The following is a 5,311-nucleotide window of genomic DNA, read 5'->3' on the forward strand; positions in this document are numbered from 1 at the left end:
GGGGGGGCTTTCTCCCCCCCCCCCCCGCCGGGCCGGGGGGGGGTTGCACCCCGGGGGGGGGGCGCCCCCCCCCCCCCCGCCGGCCCCCACCCCCCCCCCCCCCGGCCCCTTCACTCCGGGCCCCCGGGCCGAGGGGCCTCACACCAGCTTCCGTGGTATTCGGCGGTGCCAGTCCTGGGAGTGGACTCGGGTGCGGACGGAGCGCGGGTCGTCGTCGGGGTCGCCGAGTTCATAGGCGTCGAGCTGGGCGTCGATGACGAATTCGGTGGCGGTGCAGCGCAAGGTGGTGTGGGTGGTGACCTCGGTGCGCCAGTCGTCGCGCGCGAAGCCACGGACGGTGCGGGTCTCGCCGCGCACGGAGGTGGGATCGTTGCCGCGGAAGCTGAACCACTCGGTGGTGGCACGGCGCACCAGGGTGCCGGTCTCGTCGAGTCGCTGGGTGCCCATGTCGTTCTCGATCTCGAGGGTGGAGACGCCGGTGGCCAGATCGCGTTCGACCTTCCAATGGTGCCTGCCCGGCTCGAGGCGGGTGACGGGGGCGTGCGGCGCGGTCTCGGGGTCGCCGAAGGGCCGCAGCCGGGCATCCTCCGCGCGCGGCGGGCGGTGCGGGAGGGTGAGCACGCTCTCGCCGGTGGTCACCGACACCATCGCCGGTTCGGGCGACGGCCAGGCCAGCGGCCAGTACGAGGTGGACAGCGACAGCGACAGCCGGATGCGGTGGCCGGCCGGGAAGGCGTGCGCGGTGCCGTTGAGCGTCAGCCTGACCCGGTAGGAGCGACCGGGTTCGAGCGGGCTCGGATCGCCGCTGCCGTCGCGGTGAGTGAGATCGAGCAGGCCGTAGGTGACGCGGGTGGCCTCCCCGTTCGGGGCCACATCGGACAGCCGGACCGCCACCATCGCCTGCGGGCGGTCGGCGGAGACGGTCAGGTCGAGGGTCGGCAGGCCGAGGATCTCGAAGGCCTCGTCCAGTTCCTCGGTCTCGAAGACCAGTGAGCCGCCGTCCTCCTCGCGCTGATCGGAGGGCAGGTCCGGGGTGGCGGCGTAGGAGGCCCACTTCCCGGCGAACATGCCGACGCTCAGCGGCGACTGCACCCTGGCGACACGCCGCGGCGTCCGGTCGGCTGACTTCTCGGCCAATCCGTACCGGGTGAGGGTGTACTCGCGCGGGGTCACGTATGGCGAGGGCCAGCACGGTTCGCCGACCCAGCGGCCTGGCCGGTCCTCGTAGGAGGGCTGCGGGGAGATGCTGTCCTGCAGCCGGGCGCGCAGCATCGGAGAGGTTGTCCGCCAGCACGCAGCCACCCATGTAGTGCATGTTGTCGACGTAGAGGTCCTCGGTGGCCGAGGCGCTGATGATCGCCTTGAGCGCCTGCGGCCGATGCGCGGCGACCTGGAGGCTGTTGAACCCACCCCACGAGATGCCCATCATGCCGACATTGCCGTCGCACCACGGCTGTTCGGCGAGCCACTCGATCACCTGGCAGGCGTCGTCGTGCTCGGTCTCGAGATATTCGTCGAACAACACGCCGTCGGAGTCGCCGCTGCCGCGCATGTCCACGCGCACGCTCACATAGCCGTGGCCCGCCAGGTACGGATGGTTGAGCGAGTCCCGCTCTCTGGTCAGGTCGCGCTTGCGGTAGGGGATGCACTCGAACACCGCGGGCAGTGGCTCGTCGGTGACCGGCCGCCAGACCCGCGCCGCCAGCCGGGCGCCGTCGCGCATCGGGATGAAGACGTTCTCGATCTCCCGGACCCGGTACGGGAACTTCTCCACGACCTGCACTCAGCCGACCTCCTGGAACTCGAACGACAGGGCATCGAGGCAGTCCCGATAGCGCTGCTCGAGCGCCTCGGAATCGGCGGCGCCGAGATAGAGGGTGGCCAGCTTGTAGCGGTAGGCGTCCTGGTTGGGCAGCTCGGAGAGCCGGTCGCCCTCGGCGACGGTGACGTGCACGATGGAGCCGGGAAAGCGGCGACACAGCTGCTCGATCTCGGCTTCGCCCGGGACGCGGGTGACGATGCCGTCCTCGTAGCGGGGAACGAAACATTGTGCCGCGACCGGGAACTCACCCTTGCGATGCGGCATGCGCGGCGGCAGCCCGAGCGCGATGTCGATGGCGACGGTGTGGTTGGAGGCGCCGTCGACCTCCACGAACAGGTCGCTGTGTGACTGGGAGATGCGGGTGTTGACTTCGATGAGCCACAGCCGGCCGGTGTCGGCGTCCCACATGAACTCGGAGTTGAAGCAGCCGTTGTCGAAACCGGCGTGCCGCAGACAGCGCTCGGTGACGTCGATCATCTGCTGCTGCACATCGGCGGGCACGGTGCGCGCCGGATAGTCGAGGTGGTCGAAACTGTGGCCCGCGGCGTCCTTGCGCATGTCGAACACCCCGTGCACGTGGTACTCGCATGCGTTCGACCGCCTCGGTGAATTCCTCCGCGTCGCGCACTTCGAATTCCAGCTGGGAGGAGTGCGACTTGATCGGCTTCACCCAGAAGGGGAAAGGCAGGTCGATACGGTCGAGCGCGTCGGGGTCGAACGGGTCGAAGGCACGGAATTCCGCCACGCATTCGGGCACGACCTGGCGTTGCAGCACCCGGCTCCACAGTTTGTGCTCGGTCCGCAGAGCGCTCTCCAGGCTGGGCGAGGGCAGGCCGAATTCCGCGGCCAGGATCGGCACGATGACACTGGTGGGGAAATCCCAGTGCGCGATGATCGCGTCCACCCGGCCCGGGAATTCGCGCAACCTGGTCCGGCAGGCGTCGAGCAGTTCGTCGAAATCGTAGGACTCGGCGGAGATCAACGTCTCGTAGTCGAGCAGTCGTGCAGGGCCATTCCGCCGGGCACATCGACGGTGCTGATTTCGGCGCGTTGCATGTCGGTCAGTGCGGGAACGAACACATTCTTCATCACGGAAAGGGGCTAGCCGGTCGCGTCGGCCCCGAACGGGGACGGCTTGTGGCGCGGGCCCGTTCCGGTGCGCGAGATCGCGGCCTCTCGCAGGTCGACGCCCGAACCGACTGGTCGGAGTTCGCCCTGCGCCGCACCGGGGATTGCCGCACACTGACTCCCATGAACAAGCCAGCTTCCCGGACGAGCGGACCGTTCCGGTGGAACCAGGTGGACACGGGAGCGGTGATCTCACCCGGCGAGCGGCTGAGCTGGCCGCGGACGGTCGGCATCGGGTTGCAGCATGTGGTGGCGATGTTCGGGGCCACCTTCCTGGTGCCGGTGCTCACCGGGTTCCCGCCGTCGACGACGCTGCTGTTCTCCGGTGTCGGCACGCTGCTGTTCCTCATCATCACCGGCAACCGGCTGCCGAGCTATCTCGGGTCGAGTTTCGCCATCATCGCGCCGGTGCTGGCGGCGACCGCGTCGCAGGGGATGGGCGCGGCGCTGGGCGGGATCGTGGTGGTCGGCCTGCTGCTGATCGTGATCGGCGTGGTGGTGCAGTTCGCGGGCACGCACTGGCTGGAGGCGCTGATGCCGCCGGTGGTGACCGGCACGATCGTGGCGCTCATCGGCCTGAACCTGGCGCCGACGGCGAAGATGAACTACGAGGCGGACGCGATCACCGCGACGGTCGTGCTGGTGCTGCTGGTGCTGTGCCTGGTGTTGTTCCGCGGCCTGATCGGCAGACTCGCGATCGTGGCGAGCGTGGTGCTCGGTTACCTGTTCGCGCTGGCGCGCGGCGAGGTGGACACCTCGAAGATCGAGCAGGCCGCGTGGATCGGCCTGCCCGATTTCCACGCCCCGTCGTTCCATCTCGCGGTGCTGCCGATGTTCCTGCCGGTGGTGCTGGTGCTGGTGGTGGAGAACATCGGGCACGTCAAGTCGATCACCTCCATGACCGGCATCGACTACGACAAGAAGATGGGCAGGGCGATCGCCGCCGACGGCGTGGCCACGGTGCTCGCGGGCAGCGGCGGCGGATCGGCGACGACCACCTACGCGGAGAACATCGGCGTCATGGCCGCCACCAAGGTGTATTCGACCGCGGCCTATTGGGTGGCGGGCCTGGCGGCGATCCTGCTGAGCCTGTCGCCGAAGGTCGGCGAGGTGATCGCGTCCGTCCCGGCCGGTGTGCTCGGCGGCGTCACCACCGCCCTCTACGGCCTGGTCGGCATTCTCGGCGTGCACATCTGGGTGAGCAATCGCGTCGACTTCGGCAAGCCGGTCAACCAGTTCACCGCCGCCATCCCGCTGGTCATCGGCATCGCGAATTTCGAGTGGGCGATCGGCGACCTGGACTTCAGCGGCATCGCGCTCGGCGCCTTCGCCGCGCTGGCGATCTATCACGCCATGCGAATCCTCGGCGGGTGGCGCGGCACCGTGGCGCCCGACCACGTCACCGAGGTCACCTACATCGAGGACGTCCCGCTCACCGGCGTCGAGCACGAACCGGCGACCGGCGTCGAGGAGGAACCGGCCACCGGTGAGGCCGATCGCACGGCCACCGAACACGAACGCTGACCGGTCCCGGCCGACTACCCGCGGCCGTCCACGTGCAGGTCGAGAAGCTGCTCGAAGAACCCGCCGATACCGCGGGCGCGATCCACCAGGTACACCTCGAGAATCCAGTGGCACTGTTTGCCGGTCGGGTCGAGGCGGCGCATCGGCAGGTCGGAGCCGGGCGTGATGTAGGAGTCGACGCCGGTGCCGACGATCTTCTTGTGCGGGAACTCCCCCACCAGGTGACCGGCGATGGGTGCGGAGAACTCCCAGCCCGACGCGGCGGCACGGGCGACGGTCCAGTCGTAGAGCTGGGCGCCGGTGATGTCGGGGTGCTTGTCGAAGCGCTCGCGCGCCTCGTGCCAGAGCGGCTCCAGCGCGTCGCGCAGGGCGAGCTTGGCGGGATCGTCGCCGAGGACATAGGTGCGGCCGAAGTCGGCCTCCCATTCGGCGAAGATCGGCCCGAAATCCAGGTAGCAGATGTCGTCGGCGGCCAGGACCCGCTCGGGCGGGTCGGCCGCGAACGGCTCGAGGGTGTTGACGCCCGCCCGCACCAGCCGCTTGTGCCAGTAGCGGCGGGTGCCGAACATCTCCTCGGCCAGGTCGCGCACCGCGTCGCTCACCTGGGATTCGGAAGCCCCCGGCACGACGATGCCGCGCGCGATCACTTCGTCGAACAACGCCACGGCCTTGGCCTCGGCCTCCCGCAGCGCGGACACCCGCCGCGCCTCGGCAGCCTCTTCGAACCCCATGCGCCCCACCCTAGCGGCGCGGGCGCACCTGCCCCCCCCCCAGCCCCCCCGGCCGCCCCCCCCCCCCCGGCGCGCGGAGCAGCCGCGGGACCGGGGCCGGGGGGGG

5 protein-coding genes and 1 pseudogene are annotated in these 5,311 nt (G+C 69.9%); 2 read left to right on the plus strand and 4 right to left on the minus strand.

The window, feature by feature from the left end:
- Positions 1-138 precede the first annotated feature (138 nt).
- The 3 genes and pseudogenes from QH283_RS04735 to QH283_RS04745 form a co-directional block, all read right to left on the minus strand.
- Positions 139-1,272, minus strand: a complete 1,134-nt coding sequence (locus QH283_RS04735; protein WP_280501790.1) for a CocE/NonD family hydrolase C-terminal non-catalytic domain-containing protein — start codon at positions 1,270-1,272, stop codon at positions 139-141.
- Between the two features lie 49 nt (positions 1,273-1,321).
- Positions 1,322-1,723 (minus strand): annotated as a pseudogene (locus tag QH283_RS04740) (CocE/NonD family hydrolase); the annotation flags it as partial.
- Positions 1,724-1,783: 60 nt separating this feature from the next.
- Positions 1,784-2,380 carry a hypothetical protein gene (locus tag QH283_RS04745; protein ID WP_280501791.1) on the minus strand — a complete coding sequence of 199 codons (597 nt, stop codon included), beginning with the start codon at positions 2,378-2,380 and terminating at the stop codon, positions 1,784-1,786.
- On the opposite strand from QH283_RS04745, the gene QH283_RS04750 reads away from it, so the two are divergent.
- Together QH283_RS04750 and QH283_RS04755 are read left to right on the plus strand one after the other, a co-directional pair.
- Positions 2,379-2,927: a hypothetical protein gene (locus QH283_RS04750; RefSeq protein WP_280501792.1), complete on the plus strand. Its 549-nt coding sequence runs from the start codon at positions 2,379-2,381 to the stop codon at positions 2,925-2,927. The genes QH283_RS04745 and QH283_RS04750 overlap by 2 nt on opposite strands.
- Positions 2,928-3,073: 146 nt before the next feature.
- Positions 3,074-4,474, plus strand: a complete 1,401-nt coding sequence (locus QH283_RS04755; RefSeq protein ID WP_280501793.1) for a uracil-xanthine permease family protein — start codon at positions 3,074-3,076, stop codon at positions 4,472-4,474.
- A 14-nt stretch (positions 4,475-4,488) separates the two neighbouring features.
- On the opposite strand, the gene QH283_RS04760 is transcribed toward QH283_RS04755, so the two are convergent.
- Positions 4,489-5,205 carry a M24 family metallopeptidase gene (locus tag QH283_RS04760; RefSeq protein ID WP_280501794.1) on the minus strand — a complete coding sequence of 239 codons (717 nt, stop codon included), beginning with the start codon at positions 5,203-5,205 and terminating at the stop codon, positions 4,489-4,491.
- Positions 5,206-5,311 lie beyond the last annotated feature (106 nt).

The organism is Nocardia farcinica (genome assembly GCF_029867845.1).
Taxonomy (GTDB): Bacteria; Actinomycetota; Actinomycetes; order Mycobacteriales; family Mycobacteriaceae; genus Nocardia; species Nocardia farcinica_A.

Coding starts and splice junctions, on each gene's coding strand:
- QH283_RS04750 (WP_280501792.1), top strand. CDS start 2,379: ATGTCGAACACCCCGTGCACGTGGTACTCGCATGCGTTCGACCGCCTC.
- QH283_RS04755 (WP_280501793.1), top strand. CDS start 3,074: ATGAACAAGCCAGCTTCCCGGACGAGCGGACCGTTCCGGTGGAACCAG.
- QH283_RS04735 (WP_280501790.1), bottom strand. CDS start 1,272: ATGCTGCGCGCCCGGCTGCAGGACAGCATCTCCCCGCAGCCCTCCTAC.
- QH283_RS04760 (WP_280501794.1), bottom strand. CDS start 5,205: ATGGGGTTCGAAGAGGCTGCCGAGGCGCGGCGGGTGTCCGCGCTGCGG.
- QH283_RS04745 (WP_280501791.1), bottom strand. CDS start 2,380: ATGCGCAAGGACGCCGCGGGCCACAGTTTCGACCACCTCGACTATCCG.